Below are 16,443 nucleotides of genomic sequence, written 5' to 3'. Positions count from 1 at the left end.
ATGAATCATCGACTGGACACACAGCGCACAATACGCGCACAGCATGGTAATCAAATAACCACAAAAAGCTGGCAAACTGAAGCAGCTAAACGCATGCTAATGAATAATTTAGACCCTGATGTTGCCGAGCACCCTCAAGCTTTGGTGGTGTATGGCGGGATTGGCCGTGCTGCGCGTGACTGGCCAAGCTATGACAAAATAATTGAAACGCTTGAACGCCTAGAAGATGACGAAACCCTATTAGTGCAATCTGGCAAACCGGTGGGTGTATTTAAAACTCATAGCAATGCACCGCGGGTATTAATTGCAAATTCTAACCTTGTTCCGCACTGGGCAAACTGGGAGCACTTTAACGAGTTAGATAAAAAAGGCTTGATGATGTACGGTCAAATGACCGCTGGCTCTTGGATTTATATTGGTTCTCAAGGGATTGTTCAAGGCACTTACGAAACCTTTGTAGCTATGGCAAAACAACACTTTTCAGGCGATGCCAAAGGTAAATGGGTGTTAACTGGTGGCCTCGGAGGAATGGGCGGTGCACAACCATTAGCTGCAACCATGGCAGGCTTTAGTGCCTTAGTGGTGGAATGTGATGAAAGCCGTATCGATTTTCGAATAAAAACAGGGTACGTCGACGTAAAAGCCACAGATCTTGAGCATGCATTAAAATTAATAACCGATGCCTGTGTAAAAGGTGAAGCGCTTTCTGTGGGTTTACTTGGTAACGCGGCTGATGTTTTTAGTACCTTAGTAAAAAGTGGTATTACTCCCGATATAGTCACCGATCAAACCTCAGCCCATGATCCGCTTAACGGCTACCTACCACAAGGTTGGAGTATGGAGCATGCAGCAAAAATGCGAATCGATAATCCACAAGCAGTGGTCAAAGCAGCCAAACAATCAATGGCAGTTCAAGTAACAGCGATGTTGGCACTACAAGATGCAGGCGCAGCAACTACCGACTATGGCAACAATATTCGTCAAATGGCGCTCGAAGAAGGCGTCACTAATGCATTTGATTTCCCTGGGTTTGTACCTGCTTATATTCGTCCATTATTTTGTGAAGGTATTGGTCCATTTAGATGGGTAGCACTCTCAGGCGATCCCGAAGATATTTACAAAACAGACGCAAAAGTAAAAGAACTAATCCCTGATGATAAGCATTTGCATAACTGGCTTGATATGGCGCGTGAGCGAATTCAATTTCAAGGCTTGCCTGCACGTATTTGTTGGGTTGGCTTAAAAGACCGCGCGCGTCTAGCGGTTGCCTTTAATGAAATGGTTAAAAACGGTGAGCTTAAAGCACCGGTGGTTATTGGCCGTGATCATCTTGACTCAGGCTCAGTTGCCAGTCCTAACCGTGAAACAGAAAGCATGCAAGATGGCTCCGATGCAGTCTCTGATTGGCCTTTATTGAATGCCCTGCTCAATACCGCTGGCGGTGCTACTTGGGTATCGCTTCACCATGGCGGTGGTGTAGGTATGGGCTTTAGTCAACATTCAGGTGTGGTTATTGTTGCCGATGGTACCGATGAAGCAGAGCAACGCCTTGCAAGAGTGCTGTGGAACGATCCTGCTACCGGTGTAATGCGCCATGCCGATGCCGGTTATGACATTGCAAAAAACTGTGCACAACAACAAAACCTAGACCTACCTATGCTTAACAAGGATAAGTCATGATTTCATACACTCTCACACCAGGTCAGCTTGAATTAAATACCTTAAGAAAAATTAATCAATCACCCATAAATTTAACTTTGGCAACTGAGGCCGCCACGCAAATAGCAGCCAGCGCACAAACCGTTCAAGACGTAATAAACGAGCAGCGTACTGTATATGGTATTAATACCGGCTTTGGTTTATTAGCCAATACTAAAATAGCGAATGATGAGCTAAAACTATTACAACGCAGTATTGTGCTTTCACACGCTGCGGGCATTGGCGAATTAATGGATGACAGCACGGTCAGATTAATGATCACCCTAAAAGTAAATTCTTTATCACGGGGTTATTCTGGTATTCGTTTAGCAGTAATTGAGTTTTTTATACAGCTACTTAAAAATGAAGTGTATCCATGCGTGCCTAAAAAAGGCTCAGTGGGCGCATCGGGCGATTTAGCCCCCCTTGCCCATATGTGCTTGCCTTTATTAGGTGAAGGGAAAATGCGCTATCAAGGAGAGCTAATAAGCGCAGAACAGGGGTTAAAAATTGCAGGGCTAGAGCCACTGACATTAGCTGCTAAAGAAGGCTTAGCACTATTAAATGGCACACAGGCCTCTACTGCATTTGCACTGCAGGGATTATTTAGAGCAGAAGATTTGTACGCACAAAGCTGTGTTATTGGCTCTATAAGTATTGAGGCCGCCATGGGCAGTCGCGCACCATTTGATGCACGTATTCATGAGGTTCGTGGTCAACAAGGGCAAATTGATACAGCGCAGGTATTTAGAGAGCTATTAAGCACCCACTCACAAATTAGTGACTCACATATTAATTGTGAAAAAGTACAAGACCCTTATTGCCTGCGCTGCCAACCGCAAGTACTTGGTGCGTGTTTAACCCAAATACGCCAGGCCGCCGAGGTATTACTGTGTGAGTCAAACGGGGTAACCGACAATCCACTCGTTTTTGCCGATGTAGGGGATATTATTTCAGGCGGAAACTTTCATGCTGAGCCCGTTGCTATGGCCGCTGATAATCTTGCGATTGCCATTGCCGAAATTGGCGCCTTAGCTGAGCGACGTATTGCCCTACTGATTGACTCTAATTTATCAAAATTGCCGCCATTTTTAGTTGAAAACGGTGGGGTAAATTCAGGATTTATGATTGCTCAAGTGACCGCAGCTGCGCTCGCCTCAGAGAACAAATCACTAGCACACCCGGCCTCGGTAGATAGCTTACCGACCTCAGCTAACCAAGAAGACCATGTCTCTATGGCAACCTTTGCCGCTAGGCGCTTAGTTGATATGGCTAATAATACGCAAGGCGTGTTAGCTATTGAATGGCTGAGTGCTTCTCAAGGGCTAGAATTTAGAGCGCCACTACATGCGTGTGAGCAGGTAGAAAATGCAAAAGCACTACTACGCCAACATGTTAGCTATTACGATAAAGACCGCTACTTTGCCCCCGATATTGAAGCGGCTAACACACTACTAAGTGAAGGTAAGTTGTGCGACTTTATAAAAAACTCGCCCTTACCTTCTTATTAAATACCATACTGATAACTAAAACCCAGCGCTTCTATCGCTGAGCCAATAACTTTGCGCTCAGCGACTTCATCACTACTAAAGCTTGGCATTTGTGTGCCATACAGCTCACACTTTTGTGCATAATAATCTGCTTTGCTCGGGTGCGCAGGGTTAACTACATTATAAATACTTTGCCCTTGTGACCAATTGTTAAGTACCGCATAAATGGCATTGATCACATCTTGTTGATGCACCATGTTCACCACTTGCTGACTTGACGTATTGAGCTCTTTACCTGCCACAAACCGACCCGGCTCTCGATTTGGCCCCAACAACCCGGCTAACCTAAGCACTTTACCTTGCTGCTCTAGCACTTGCTCTTCTGCATCATAGAGCTTTATTTGTCGCTCATTAGTGCCTGATATATCGCTACTTTCACTATAAACTCCGGGCTCTTGATCATACACCCCAGTCGATGAGCACAATAAAAAACCTTTACAATTAAGCTTAGTTGCCAGCTTTAATCCCTGTTCCAGCACCTGTGCATAATCACTTTCGCTGTCACGACTGCGCGGCGGTATAGCACACACCCAATACGCATTTTGTAAATCCACTTGGTGCTGCAGCTCGCCGTTTTGTAAAACAAACTGACGCTCAAAATCAAATTGATGGGTGTCACTACGATGAGTCCCTTGCACTTGCCAACCTTGTTTTTGTGCATCAATACATAAGGCTTGGCCAAGCCAACCTGCGCCAAGAACTACTAAGTTACCTTTGTTGGTTTGCACTTTATTTACCCTTTATTAAAAGCATAATCACACTTATTAACGCGTTTTATAGCGATAAAAAACAAAATATGATTAGATAACGATACTAAAAATAATAACAATACGTACACTTATGCTGAATAATCTCTCTTTACGAAAAAAAATATTATTACTAATTGGTGGTACGATTACCGTGCTGCTGATTCTCGCCTCCACATTTTTTATCAAACATATCGCCGACCTATCACGCGTTAATATTGAACGCGAAGCACAAAGTTACCTGCAAAGTGAGCAGTTATCAATGCAAGGTTACTTTGCTAGGTACGGAAAAGTGGTATCTACTTTTGTAAATAACCCACACTTAGTTAATTTTTTCGAGGCATGGGAACAACGTGATCAACCTGTGGCAAACGCTCCCGGTTACAGTGAAATAAATCAAGACTTTGTGCGCATTAGCGCCCATGATGAAAATATTCTCTCAGCATTTTTTGCCTCAGCAATTACAGGCGAATACTTTAAAGAAAACGAACGCACGTCGGATTATAACGGCCAACCTTATTACGCATATAAGCGTGGTTGGTGGCAAGAAGCCATGCAACTAAACAAACTATACGTAGGCCCTATTTCAGTTGATTTAACAACAGGCGATGCCTCAGCCGTAGTACAGCAACCTGTTTATAATGAGCAAAAAAAACTAATTGGTATTGGTGGCGTAGACCTGCAGTTAAATAAAATTAATGCCATGGTAGAAAGCATTCGCTTTAATAATCAAGGCTACGGCTTCTTATTAGACAGCAACCAAAAAGTGGTGCACCTTTCGAAAGCAACCAAACACAACTTGTCAATTACTGATGACGGCACTAAGAAAAAGCAAGGTTTAGATGGGCTAGAGCAACAGTTTGAAAACACTTCTGGCTTTGAGACACTTAATCAACAGATGCAAAAAAACCTACAAGGTAGTCACACGGTTACTTTTAAAGGAGAACAATACTATGTTGTTTATAGTCGCCTACAATTGGAGCAACCCTTCTTAGATTGGTATGTTGGGCTATTAATTCCAACAAGCTTAATTGAGGCCCCAGTAAACGATGCCGTTAAAAGCACCGTCACCACAGTAGTTATTATGTTGTTTATTGTGATTGTTATGATCATTTGGGCAACGCAGCTGATCTCTAAACCAATTGTAAAGCTAACGCATATTATGCGCGATATAGCCTCGGGTGATGGCGATTTAACCCAAAAAATTGATATCAATAGCCGTGATGAAGTCGGTCAATTAGCCAATCACATGAATACCTTTATTGATAAATTACGCTTGATGATGCGTCAAACCGCTACCCAAGCAGAGCAACTCAATGAGGCTGCCAATCAATTAAAAATAGTCTCTAGGAAAACCAACTCGGAAATTCAACAAGAGAAACAACAAGTAGATAGTGTCAGCGCCGCAGTAACCGAAATGGCCAGTACCGTGCTTGAAATTTCTCGCAATGCACAATATACCAATACCGCTGCCGAAGAAGTACAAATAATAACTACACAAGGTACCGAGCGTTCAACGCAGGCACAAGATGTAATGAGCGCATTGGCACTTCATATAGGGGAAGCATCTAAGGTTGTTACAGGTCTAGAACAAGAAAGTACCAACATTGGTGCACTCATTGATGTCATCAATTCTATTGCTGAGCAAACTAATCTTTTAGCCCTTAATGCTGCCATTGAAGCGGCTCGTGCAGGTGAGCATGGGCGAGGCTTTGCTGTAGTTGCTGATGAAGTACGCTCACTTGCAAGTCGTACTCAAGAGTCAACCGACGATATTCGTAATATGATTTCTCGTTTACAACAAATTGCGCAAAAGGCTGCCGTTATGATGCAGCAAGGGCAAGATCAAGCGCAAAGCTCTGTTACTCAAACCAAGGAAGTACTGGGCTCATTACAAAGCATCAAACAGTCGGTCACTAAAGTGCAAGATCAAAGCCATCAAATTGCCACCTCCACCGAGCAACAAACAGTCGTTGCAGAAGATATTAACACGAGCCTTACTGCTATTAATAACTTAGTTAATAGCACCGCTCACCATGCACACACTCTCGCCGATGAAGCACATGATTTAAGTGACTTAGCTGGGGCGCTCAATAAAACAGTTGCTCAATTTAAGCTTTAAAAATCGATGCCTGTAAACAAAGAATTTAAGGGTGAAATTTAAGCGTTTTACCCTTGTTTTTAATTTATTCAGCACCATATCCTTAGGGTCTGTTTATCTGCAGTTTTAATCAAATTTAGCAATAGAACACTATTTTTATGAGCACGATCTAATTTTTCTGTTTTAAATGAAGATCTTTTTCTTGAGGTAGTTTGATGTTTAGCAGAGTCTGGTATAGTAGCGCAGGTAATAAACAGTGCTTTTAAAGCAGCTTAATACAAAATTGCTAATTAATGTGTCCTAAAGGTTAATTCAAAGAATACATTAATTATCAATTGTAAAAAATGGGTTAGCCGATGCACGGCTAGCAAAAAAACACATTGTAACGGTTTTATCATGATATCTAATTTATTTACCAAGATTTTTGGTAGTCGCAATGACCGCACTATTAAAAACCTAAGAAAGACGGTCGCACTGATCAATGCACTTGAAACGCAACTAGAAGCGCTTTCAGATGAAGATTTAAAAGCTAAAACAGCTGAGTTTAGAGAACGTTACGATAACGGACAAAGCTTAGGCGACATTCTACCAGAAGCATTTGCTGTGGTACGTGAGGCGTCAAAGCGTGTAAACGGTATGCGTCACTTCGACGTGCAATTATTAGGTGGTATGGTTTTACAACAAGGCCGTATTGCAGAAATGCGTACTGGTGAAGGTAAAACCCTAACCGCGACACTTCCAGCATATTTAAATGGCTTAACAGGTAAAGGTGTTCATGTTATTACCGTGAATGACTACTTGGCCAAGCGTGATGCTGAAACCAACCGCCCTTTATTTGAATTTTTAGGCTTAACCGTTGGTTGTAATGTTCCGGGCATGATGCCGCAGCAGAAAAAACAAGCTTATGAAGCCGACATCACATACGGTACCAACAACGAATTTGGTTTTGACTACCTACGTGACAACATGGCATTTAGCATTGATGAACGCGTACAACGCCCATTATTCTATGCCGTAGTGGATGAAGTGGATTCAATCCTAATTGATGAAGCGCGAACGCCGCTTATTATTTCTGGCCCAGCTGAAGACAGCTCAGAGCTTTACACTGAAATAAATACCATTGTTCCTTTACTTGAACTACAAGAAAAAGAAGATGAGGAAGGGATTGAAGGTGATGGCGATTTCACTATCGATGAAAAATCTAAGCAAGTTCACCTAACTGAGCGTGGGCAAATAAAAGTTGAAGAGCTACTTACAGAGCGCGGCTTAATTGAAGAAGGTGATTCACTGTACTCAGCAGCGAGCATCACGCTACTCAGTCACGTTTATGCAGCTCTTCGTGCGCACAAGCTTTACCAAAAAGATGTTGACTACGTTATTAAAGAAAACGAAGTTATCATTATTGATGAGCACACAGGTCGCTCTATGGAAGGACGCCGTTGGTCAGAAGGTTTACACCAAGCTGTAGAAGCAAAAGAAGGTGTGAAAATTCAAAACGAGAACCAAACGTTAGCTTCTATTACGTTCCAAAATTACTTCCGCTTGTACGAAACGCTAGCAGGTATGACAGGCACAGCCGATACAGAAGCGTTTGAGTTTCAGTCTATCTACGGTTTAGACACAGTTGTTATGCCAACCAATAAGCCAATGATCCGTGATGATCGCGCTGATTTAGTTTACTTAACGCAAGAAGAGAAGTACGAAGCCATTTTAGCAGATATTAAAGACTGTCAAGAACGTGGTCAGCCGGTACTTGTTGGTACTATCTCAATTGAAAGTTCTGAGTACTTATCGCAGTTTTTACGTAAAGAAAAAATTAAGCACAATGTACTGAACGCTAAATTCCACGCACAAGAAGCTGACATTGTTTCTGATGCGGGCTTACCAGGGACTGTTACCATTGCCACTAACATGGCCGGTCGTGGTACCGATATCGTACTGGGTGGTAACTGGAACAGCGAAGTTGAAAAGCTTGAAAACCCAACGGCCGATCAAATTGCTGAAATTAAGGCGGCATGGAAGATTCGCCATGACGCAGTAATTGATGCCGGCGGTTTACATATTATTGGTACAGAGCGCCATGAGTCACGTCGTATTGATAACCAATTACGTGGTCGTTCTGGCCGTCAAGGTGATGCTGGTTCAAGCCGTTTCTACCTATCGATGGATGATGCGCTGATGCGTATTTTTGCTGGTGAGCGCATGACTAACATGATGCGTAAACTAGGTATGCAACGTGGCGAAGCCATTGAACACCCATGGGTTAACCGCGCAATCGAAAACGCTCAGCGTAAAGTAGAAGCACGTAACTTTGATGTGCGTAAACAGCTACTTGAGTACGATGATGTAGCAAACGACCAACGTCGTGTTGTTTACTCTCAACGTAATGAATTGCTGGAAGAGGGTGATATTTCAGAAACGATTACTGCTATCCGTGGTGATGTGCTCGCTGGTGTAATTGATCAATACATTGCCCCACAAAGCTTAGCTGAGATGTGGGATATACCAGGGCTTGAAGAACGTTTAAAGCAAGATTTCTTAATTGAGTTACCAATTACTCAGTGGTTAGCTGATGACAATAAGCTATACGAAGAAAAACTTCGTGAGCGTATTGAAGAAGCGGTTGAACAAGCCTACAAGCAAAAAGAGGAAATGGTCGGCGACTCTGTACTGCGTCATTTTGAAAAAGCAATTATGCTTCAAAGTCTTGACCAACATTGGAAAGATCACCTTGCTGCAATGGATCACTTACGCCAAGGTATTCACTTACGTGGTTATGCACAAAAGAATCCTAAGCAAGAATACAAACGTGAGTCGTTTGAATTGTTCTCTGAAATGCTAGAAAACTTAAAAGTCGATGTCGTCGGTATTTTAAGTAAAGTGCAAGTTCGCGCTGAAGAGGATGTTGAAAAAGTAGAAGAGCAACACCGTAAAAGTGAAAATGCCCCTCGCGAATATCAACATGAACAAGCAGAGCACGTAGGTGGTGAAGCACCACAAAGCGCTCAGGTTATGGCGCGTAGCGAGCCAAAAGTTGGCCGTAACGATCCATGTCCGTGTGGCTCAGGTCAAAAATACAAGCAATGTTGTGGAAAATTAAAATAACACAACTTTGAAAATAAAAAGCGACGCTTGCGTCGCTTTTTTTATGCTATAAAAGGGAGAAATAATGACTAAGGTAATCATCAATGTCGCAGTCGGTGTTATTAAAAAAAATAACGCATTGTTTATTTGTAAACGAGCAGATGAGCAACATCAAGGTGGATTATGGGAATTTCCTGGTGGCAAAGTTGAAGCCGGAGAAACCGTGTTTCAAGCTCTAAAACGTGAGCTTCTAGAAGAAGTAGGCTTAACTATTCATAGTTCAAGCGAGCTTATCACCATTGAGCATGACTACGGCGATAAGTGTGTACGACTTAATGTACACGTGGTCAGTAACTTTAATGGCCAAGCCCATGGCGCAGAAGGGCAACCCTGTGAGTGGGTAAGCATAGACGAGCTTGATAACTATGAATTTCCTGCTGCCAATGTTGAGATTATTAGCGCCATAAAAACGAAATATAGCTAGTTTTATCATCAGGTATAAAAGTAACTAAAAAGCCAGTGAGCATGATGCTCACTGGCTTTTTATTTTGCGATTAATGGCTCTAACCGCTTAAGTTAATTTTAGCTCAAATTACCAAATTTTTACGCGATCTTCAGGCTTGATATACATTTTATCGCCCTCTTTAACATCAAACGCTTGGTAAAATTCTGGCATGTTCGACAAAATACCAATTACGCGATAATGACTCGGTGAATGTGAATCGGTCATTAAACGATTACGCAATGCTTCATCACGGTATTTACGACGCCAAATTTGCGACCAGCCCATAAAGAAGCGTTGATCGCCCGTATAGCCTTCAATAATTGGCGCTTTCGAATCACCCAGCGATAACTGATATGCTTTATAAGCGACGGTTAAGCCACCTAAATCACCAATATTTTCACCCAGTGTCAGCTCACCATTAACGCTGGCATCTTCAAACGGTTTATACTGATTATACTGCGCAACTAAGGCAGCACTTCGCTGTTCAAACTGCTTAAGGTCTGACTCGCTCCACCAATTACGTAAATTGCCATCACCGTCGTATTTTGCACCTTGATCATCAAAGCCATGGCCTAACTCATGGCCAATAACTGCACCAATAGCACCATAGTTAACCGCATCATCCGCTTCTAAATTAAAGAAAGGAGGCTGCAAAATCGCCGCAGGGAATACTATTTCGTTGTTCACTGGGTTGTAGTAAGCATTTACTGTTTGTGGCGTCATATGCCACTCAGATCGATCAACTGGCTTACCTAATTTAGCAATCATATCTGCATAAGCCCATTCACTGTATCGAATATAGTTGCCGACAAGTTCATCAGGGTTAATCGCTAAATCTGAGTAATCTTTCCATTTATCTGGATAACCAATTTTAGGGGTAAACTTATTAAGCTTTTCTTGTGCCGCCACTTTTGTTTCAGGGCTCATCCATTCAAGGTTGTCAATTGCCACTGAATAACCTTTGATTACGTTATCAACTAACTCTTCCATACGCGCTTTGGCTTCTGGTGGGAAGTTTTCTTTAACATACACTTTGCCTAAAATTTCACCCAGCACACTGTTTGATGCATCAACAGCTTGCTTCCAAAGTGGTGCTTGTTCTTCAACACCGCGCAAGGTAGTGCTATAAAAATTAAACTTCAAGTCTACTAAATCTTTATTAAGCAACTGCGCGTAATTACTAACAAAATGGAATTTTAAATAATTTTGCCACACAGTTAAGTCGGTATTTTTGAAAATAGCTGCAAACGCTTCAAAGTAACTTGGTTGGCGCACAATCAACTCTTGAGCATCAACACCGACCGCTTCAAAATAAGCGCTTAAATCAAACTCACCCATTAACTCGTTAGCTTCAGCTACCGTCATTTTATTATATGACTTAGTTGCATCGCGGCTTTGTACTCGACTCCACTGCGCTTGGGCAATAGTTTTCTCAAGCTCTATAATCGCATTAGCGGCATTTTCAGCGCTTGTAACACCCGCCTTTGCTAAAATGTCACCAATATAAGTTTGATACGCAGCACGAATTTTTGTGAATTTTTCATCATCTTTTAAGTAATAATCGCGATCCGGTAACCCTAAGCCAGCTTGGTACGCATATAAAGCATTTTCACTAGAGTTTTTAGCATCATTATTTACATACCAACCAAACGGTAAGTCCCCGCCTTTTACTTGTAACTGAGCCATTAACGTCACTAAGTCAGCTTTATTAGTCACTTTATCAATGTCCGACAATGACTCTTTAAGCGGAGTAATACCAAGCTCTTCACGCGCATTTTTGGCCATATAACTGGTATAAAAAGCCCCCAACTTATACTCATCGCTGCCCACTTCTGCATCAGCATTAGTCGCAGCGCGCTCAAGTACCGTCTTCATTGCTTTTTGTGATTCATCATATAACTGAGAGAAGGATCCATAGTTAGACTTATCACCTGGAATTTCGGTTTTTGCTAACCATTGACCATTAACATGATAATAAAAATCATCCTGTGCACGAACACTTTCATCCATATTTTGTAAATCAACACCTAGCGCACCTGGGGTTGCAACAGGTGCAGTCACTGTTGTTGCTTCTGCTTTCATTTGTTGTGGCTTTTCACCGCAGCCAACTAAACCTAACGCCAGTGCTATACTAGCGGCAGTTATGGTTATTTTTTGCATAAGGATCCCGTATATTAATTAATATAAATACGCATTTCATTAAGCTTTATGGGATACATGTAACTTAATAAAATACGTATTGCGAGCACCTTAAATAAAGGCACTGATCCAGCATCATAAACCTGATTTAAATAACAATAAAATCGAATATGTAACAAAGTATTTTACGCTTCTTCAGAGCGAGAAAAGGAGTTTAAGGTCTGTTGACCTTTGTGGATTGAAATTTGTTCAAACTAGGAGCGGTTTAATCGCGGCGCGAGGTTTGTAACCTAGTGGGCTAAGTCAAAACCGAGCAACAAAGAGTAAATCGCCCCTAGGCAGAACCCTTCGGGCAGCGCCTGTTTGGTATTGATGCTGCGTTATCGCCTATTTATGGGGAATAACCACACCACATAGGCTCTGCCTTGCCTTAAAACCAAACAGACTGCTACAAATTTAATCTTAAAAGGTCAACAGACCCTAGTGCGAGGGCTAGCTAGGGCTTATTTTTACCGTGCAAAGCCAAGCGCTGAAGCTTTTCTTTTAATGACGGAGGCGCAGAATCGGCGATAGCATTTAAATAATCAGCCGTTTGTTCACTCATTGTAAGGGAGTTCGTTGGTTTGCCATCAACCGCTTTAGGTCGGGTGCTTAATCGTTGAGTTGCTTGTGGATTGGCGGTAATTTTTATTTGCCCAAGCTCTGCCATACCAGCTGCTCTAAAATGAGACTGCATATCCATTTTTAAATAGTTAAGTCGAAGTGCAATAGGAGCAGAAACAGCCTCGATCATCAGCGTACCATCACGATAATTACTTACTCGGCATTTATCGCCTAGCTTAGGGCCTAAGAAATCGCGTAACAACTGTTGCTGTGTATCCAGTGCTTGGCTTTTTCCCGCATAGGCTGCTAAACGGTTGTTCAGCCCGGCCATAATGTCGGTTAATGGTTTTGGCGCATATCTATCTTTAGCCATATCACACCTTAAAAACATCAAAAGAAAGTTTGCTTAAATTAAGCTTAATTTAAGCAAACAAAGTGGGGTTATACCAATTCGCTGAATTAAGTACTATTGCAGTTCGGTATTAAGCACCCGCGACCTGCATTTGTTCAATCAGTACCGAGCCCGTTTGAATACCACCACGTCGCTCTATATCGCCACCAATGGCTGAAATACCTTTAAACATATCTTTTAAATTTCCAGCAATGGTAATTTCACTTACTGGGTACTGTATTTCACCATTTTCAACCCAAAAACCCGCAGCACCGCGAGAGTAGTCACCGGTCACGGTATTTACACCCTGCCCCATAAGTTCAGTGACTAATAAACCTGTGCCCATGGTTTTTAATAGTGCGGCTAAATCTTGATGGGTTTGTTCAACTAACCAGTTGTGGATACCACCGGCATGACCTGTTGGCGTCATATTCATTTTACGCGCTGCGTAGCTCGCTAGTAAATACGTTTGCAACTCACCACCGTGTATTATTTCTCTGTCGAGGGTTTTAACCCCTTCACTATCAAATGGTGATGATGCTAACCCTTTTAGTAGGTGTGGGCGCTCTGAGATATTAACGGTTTTGCTAAAAACTTGCGTACCTAAGCTGTCCAGTAAAAAGCTGGATTTACGGTACAGTGCGCCACCACCAATCGCTGACACTAAATGACCAAATAATGAGTTAGCAATATCGGCTCTAAAAATAACCGGTACTTTCATAGTACCTAGTTTTTGGCTGTTTAGTTTTGCTAGGGTTTCTGCTGCTGCTTCAAGCCCAACACTTGCAGCGTCTTTTAGTCCTGCTTGATCGCGGGAAATCGTATAGGCTGAGTCGCGCTGCATATGCTCGCCCTCTTTGCCTATTACCATAGTGCTTATGCTATGACGTGTACGCGGATAACCGGCGATTAAACCATGACTATTACCATACACGCGCAGCCCTTGGTGCGAAGAAAAGCTAGCACCATCAGAGTTCACAATTCGCTCATCCGCATTTAATGCGGCTTGCTCTGCAGCATGACATAAGTCGATTCCTTGCTCAGGGCTTACATCCCAAGGGTGAAATAAGTCTAAATCTTTAGGCGAAAACTCAAGCAATTCTTTATCAGCAATACCATTACACGGATCATCTGAGGTGAATTTAGCAATATCTATGGCTTTTTCGACCACAGAGCGCAATGTTTTTGGATTTAAATCAGCCGTTGAAGCAGAGCCTTTGTTATTACCAACATACACACTAATGCCTAAACCACCGTCTTGGTTAAACTCAATGGTTTCTACTTCGCCCATGCGCGTACTTACCGATAGTCCTGAAGTGCTCGACATAGCAGCTTCTGCAGCGGTAGCGCCTAGCTTTTTAGCGTGTTCAAGTACTTCTGAAACGGCGTCTTTTACTTGAGAAATTTGCGAATAAATTGGATCTTGGTGTTGGCTTTTCATAAATTCTGTCCTGAGCCCTGAAGGCCATGTTGCACACATTTTTTATATTTAAATGCTAACACACTCACTGCACCACATCAGCTAATATTAATCACTAAAAGAATCGCGTATAATAGATGAAGTTATTTTTATTTAAGAGCACCCCATGGCGAAGAAAAAAGGCAAGCCTGCTGAAATTGAAGAAGAAATTATATATGTATCAAAAAGTGAACTTAAGCGTGAAGCGCAAGAGTTTCATCAGTTAGGATCTGAAATTGCCAAAATGGGTAAAAAGCAGCGCGAACGCTTGCCGCTCAATGATGACTTAAAAGAAGCAATGGTAGTTGCCGATAAAATTAGTAACAAAAGTGATGCCTACCGCCGCCACTTAAATTACATTGCAAAAACGCTTCGTACCGTAGAAAACATTGAAGATATTAAAGCGATCATTGATGTAATGCTTAATAAAAATAACCAAGCAGAGGTTATGATCAAAAAAATTGAGCAGCTGCGCAGTGATTTAATTGAGCAAGGCGATGACTTGATCAACGAAACCATTGAACAATACCCTGCTCTTGAGCGCCAAAAAATGCGCCAAATGGTGCGAAATGCGGCTAAAGAAGTAAAAGCAGAAAAACCAGCCAAAGGCTACAAAGAGCTATTTCAGTATTTAAAAGACGCCATTATGTAGCGCAGCTGCGTTACATACTAAAAAGGTGCTGCGGCACCTTTTTTTGTTGTAGATCAAAACCTCCTCCCCTTTCCTTTTTTACAATACGCAGCAACTTAAAAGATAAGGTGCGCGTGATGATTAAACTTCCTCAATGGGATCAAACTTTAATAAACAAATACAATGTATCGGGCCCGCGTTACACGTCTTACCCGACAGCACTTTCATTAGCTGACGGCTACCAGCAACAAGATTTGATCAGTGCTATTGAATCATCGCAAACCCGTGCTTTGTCTTTGTATATTCACATCCCTTTTTGTAGCCAGCTTTGCTATTACTGTGGCTGTAATAAAGTTATTACTCGCCATCAATCTAAAGCCGATACCTACTTAGATTTTTTAGCTAAAGAAATCGCGGCACAAGCGCCGCTATTTCAAGACTATCGGGTCGAACAATTACATTTAGGTGGCGGTACTCCAACCTTTTTAACCGCAGCCCAAATGACTCGCTTAGTAAAGCTACTAGAGCAACACTTTAACTTTAGCGATACCTGTGAGCGCGGTATAGAAATAGACCCTCGCTCACTGGCTGACAATATGCTGATTGACTTAAGCGAAATGGGATTTAATCGTGTGTCGTTTGGTATTCAAGACTTTAATGATCAGGTTCAGCTAGCTGTTAACCGCCCTCAACATGTTGATGAGGTAAAGCAGTTAATTACCCAAGCAAAACAATTGGGTTTTAAATCAATTAATGCAGATATGATTTATGGGCTCCCACTGCAAACACCTGAAAGCTTTCAGCAAACTATTGAGCAACTGATTGCCTTAGACCCCGACCGTGTTTCAGTATTTAACTATGCTCATTTACCTGAGCGCTTTGCTGCTCAACGTAAAATAAAAGATGCTGATTTACCCAGTGCCCATAATAAGCTCACTATGTTCAAAAATACCCTAGAGCAAATGACACAGGCGGGCTATCAATTTATAGGTATGGATCACTTTGCAAAAGTTGATAATGAATTGGCTATTGCTCAAAATAGCGGCCAACTGCATCGTAACTTTCAAGGTTACACTACCCATGGAGAATGTGATTTACTCGGCTTAGGGGTCTCGTCTATTTCGCAAATAGGTACGGCCATATTACAAAATAAAAAAGAGCTAAAACACTATTACCAAGCAGTCGACGAGCAAGCAGGCAGTGCCATTAATAAAGGGATGCATTTAACACTAGATGACCTTATTCGTGCGGATGCAATTAAGCAGCTTATTTGCCAGTTTGAGCTTGATATGGGCCAATTTGCTAACCAACATAAGATAGACTTTAGCGATTACTTTAAAGATGCCTTAGAGGCGCTAGCACCATTAATTGCCGATGAGATGGTAACAATAGAAGATGACATCATTAAGGTGACGCCAAAAGGGAATTTATTTATTCGTATTATTTGTATGTGTTTTGATGCGCATTTACAAAAACAACTGAATGCGACGCGCTTTTCACGGGTTATATAATTTAAAACTAGCGCGCATAAAAAAA

11 protein-coding genes are annotated in these 16,443 nt (G+C 42.0%); 7 read left to right on the top strand and 4 right to left on the bottom strand.

Annotated features, from left to right (window positions below):
• Window positions 1-1,680: a urocanate hydratase gene (gene hutU, locus P20311_RS16470; protein WP_008114999.1), complete on the top strand. Its 1,680-nt coding sequence runs from the start codon at window positions 1-3 to the stop codon at window positions 1,678-1,680.
• Window positions 1,677-3,209 carry a histidine ammonia-lyase gene (gene hutH / locus P20311_RS16465; RefSeq protein ID WP_008114998.1) on the top strand — a complete coding sequence of 511 codons (1,533 nt, stop codon included), beginning with the start codon at window positions 1,677-1,679 and terminating at the stop codon, window positions 3,207-3,209. The genes hutU and hutH overlap by 4 nt, the downstream gene beginning before the upstream one ends.
• Here the strand turns inward: hutH and P20311_RS16460 are convergent.
• Window positions 3,206-3,976: a hypothetical protein gene (locus P20311_RS16460; RefSeq protein WP_008114997.1), complete on the bottom strand. Its 771-nt coding sequence runs from the start codon at window positions 3,974-3,976 to the stop codon at window positions 3,206-3,208. The two genes, hutH and P20311_RS16460, sit on opposite strands and share 4 nt — an antisense overlap.
• A gap of 112 nt (window positions 3,977-4,088) precedes the next feature.
• On the opposite strand from P20311_RS16460, the gene P20311_RS16455 reads away from it, so the two are divergent.
• From P20311_RS16455 to mutT, 3 genes are all read left to right on the top strand, one after another.
• Entirely contained in the window at window positions 4,089-6,116 is a 2,028-nt protein-coding gene (locus tag P20311_RS16455) for a methyl-accepting chemotaxis protein (RefSeq protein ID WP_008114995.1), read from the top strand.
• 375 nt (window positions 6,117-6,491) lie between these two features.
• Window positions 6,492-9,200 carry a preprotein translocase subunit SecA gene (gene secA, locus P20311_RS16450; RefSeq protein WP_008114993.1) on the top strand — a complete coding sequence of 903 codons (2,709 nt, stop codon included), beginning with the start codon at window positions 6,492-6,494 and terminating at the stop codon, window positions 9,198-9,200.
• A 64-nt stretch (window positions 9,201-9,264) separates the two neighbouring features.
• Window positions 9,265-9,663, top strand: a complete 399-nt coding sequence (mutT, locus tag P20311_RS16445) for an 8-oxo-dGTP diphosphatase MutT (RefSeq protein ID WP_008114991.1) — start codon at window positions 9,265-9,267, stop codon at window positions 9,661-9,663.
• Between the two features lie 108 nt (window positions 9,664-9,771).
• Here mutT and P20311_RS16440 read toward each other — a convergent pair whose 3' ends face one another.
• From P20311_RS16440 to pmbA, 3 genes are all read right to left on the bottom strand, one after another.
• Window positions 9,772-11,844 carry a M13 family metallopeptidase gene (locus P20311_RS16440; RefSeq protein ID WP_008114989.1) on the bottom strand — a complete coding sequence of 691 codons (2,073 nt, stop codon included), beginning with the start codon at window positions 11,842-11,844 and terminating at the stop codon, window positions 9,772-9,774.
• Between the two features lie 475 nt (window positions 11,845-12,319).
• A complete protein-coding gene (locus P20311_RS16435; RefSeq protein WP_008114984.1) occupies window positions 12,320-12,799 on the bottom strand; it encodes a DUF721 domain-containing protein in 480 nt (159 codons plus the stop codon).
• A 109-nt stretch (window positions 12,800-12,908) separates the two neighbouring features.
• The gene (gene pmbA, locus P20311_RS16430) at window positions 12,909-14,258 is read right to left on the bottom strand and encodes a metalloprotease PmbA (protein ID WP_008114983.1); all 1,350 of its coding nucleotides are present in this window, start codon (window positions 14,256-14,258) and stop codon (window positions 12,909-12,911) included.
• A gap of 145 nt (window positions 14,259-14,403) precedes the next feature.
• Here pmbA and yjgA point away from each other — a divergent pair, with 145 nt between their 5' ends.
• Window positions 14,404-14,928: a ribosome biogenesis factor YjgA gene (gene yjgA / locus P20311_RS16425; RefSeq protein ID WP_008114981.1), complete on the top strand. Its 525-nt coding sequence runs from the start codon at window positions 14,404-14,406 to the stop codon at window positions 14,926-14,928.
• A 116-nt stretch (window positions 14,929-15,044) separates the two neighbouring features.
• Window positions 15,045-16,418 carry an oxygen-independent coproporphyrinogen III oxidase gene (hemN, locus tag P20311_RS16420; protein ID WP_008114979.1) on the top strand — a complete coding sequence of 458 codons (1,374 nt, stop codon included), beginning with the start codon at window positions 15,045-15,047 and terminating at the stop codon, window positions 16,416-16,418.
• The last annotated feature ends 25 nt before the right edge of the window (window positions 16,419-16,443 follow it).

The sequence above is a fragment of the Pseudoalteromonas sp. BSi20311 genome (genome assembly GCF_000239875.1).
Classification (GTDB): domain Bacteria; phylum Pseudomonadota; class Gammaproteobacteria; order Enterobacterales; family Alteromonadaceae; genus Pseudoalteromonas.
This window is presented reverse-complemented; position numbering and strand designations above follow the sequence as displayed.

Excerpts from the sequence above, each read along its gene's own strand:
- hutU (WP_008114999.1), top strand. The coding sequence starts at position 1 with ATGAATCATCGACTGGACACACAGCGCACAATACGCGCACAGCATGGT.
- hutH (WP_008114998.1), top strand. The coding sequence starts at position 1,677 with ATGATTTCATACACTCTCACACCAGGTCAGCTTGAATTAAATACCTTA.
- P20311_RS16455 (WP_008114995.1), top strand. The coding sequence starts at position 4,089 with ATGCTGAATAATCTCTCTTTACGAAAAAAAATATTATTACTAATTGGT.
- secA (WP_008114993.1), top strand. The coding sequence starts at position 6,492 with ATGATATCTAATTTATTTACCAAGATTTTTGGTAGTCGCAATGACCGC.
- mutT (WP_008114991.1), top strand. The coding sequence starts at position 9,265 with ATGACTAAGGTAATCATCAATGTCGCAGTCGGTGTTATTAAAAAAAAT.
- P20311_RS16440 (WP_008114989.1), bottom strand. The coding sequence starts at position 11,844 with ATGCAAAAAATAACCATAACTGCCGCTAGTATAGCACTGGCGTTAGGT.
- P20311_RS16435 (WP_008114984.1), bottom strand. The coding sequence starts at position 12,799 with ATGGCTAAAGATAGATATGCGCCAAAACCATTAACCGACATTATGGCC.
- pmbA (WP_008114983.1), bottom strand. The coding sequence starts at position 14,258 with ATGAAAAGCCAACACCAAGATCCAATTTATTCGCAAATTTCTCAAGTA.
- yjgA (WP_008114981.1), top strand. The coding sequence starts at position 14,404 with ATGGCGAAGAAAAAAGGCAAGCCTGCTGAAATTGAAGAAGAAATTATA.
- hemN (WP_008114979.1), top strand. The coding sequence starts at position 15,045 with ATGATTAAACTTCCTCAATGGGATCAAACTTTAATAAACAAATACAAT.